The sequence below is a fragment of the Pseudomonas tremae genome (genome assembly GCF_001401155.1).
Lineage (GTDB): Bacteria > Pseudomonadota > Gammaproteobacteria > Pseudomonadales > Pseudomonadaceae > Aquipseudomonas > Aquipseudomonas tremae.
The window spans coordinates 1-450 of the sequence record NZ_LJRO01000403.1 but is presented as its reverse complement, the minus strand read 5'-3'; the positions used below and the strand labels follow the sequence as shown (position 1 = coordinate 450).

Genomic DNA, 450 nt, shown 5'->3' with positions numbered 1-450 from the left:
GCGGGCGTGGGTATCAACTACACCACCTTCTTCGATACCGACCTGACCGGCAATCGCAAGGATCAGGGTTTCAGCAACCTCAAGCTCAAGGACTCGGTTGGTCTGGCTGCTCAGTTGGGCATGGACTATATGATCACTGACAACGTACTGGTCAACGCCTCGGTCTGGTACGTCGACATCGATACCAAAGCGACTGTGGACGGCCCTTCTGCCCTGGCCGTCGGCAAGACCAAGGTCGACGTGGACATCGACCCGTGGGTATACATGGTGGGCGTGGGTTACAAGTTCTGACCTGCACACCTTCAAGCGCCACACACACAAAGGCACCCTTATCGGGTGCCTTTGTGTTTTGTGGTTTGAACTCTGCGTGCTGGATTCCTGATTATCGTGCCGTTATTTAACCCGCGCCCGGACTCCTGGCTATCGTGCCGATGCTCCGCGTCGGCATGC

General features: G+C 56.7%; 1 protein-coding gene. It reads left to right on the top strand.

The genetic code is table 11. The features are described 5' to 3' along the window. A partial coding sequence (locus tag ALO43_RS22590; protein WP_328586981.1) for an OmpW family outer membrane protein occupies positions 1–291 on the top strand: 291 nt, incomplete at its 5' end. Positions 292–450 lie beyond the last annotated feature (159 nt).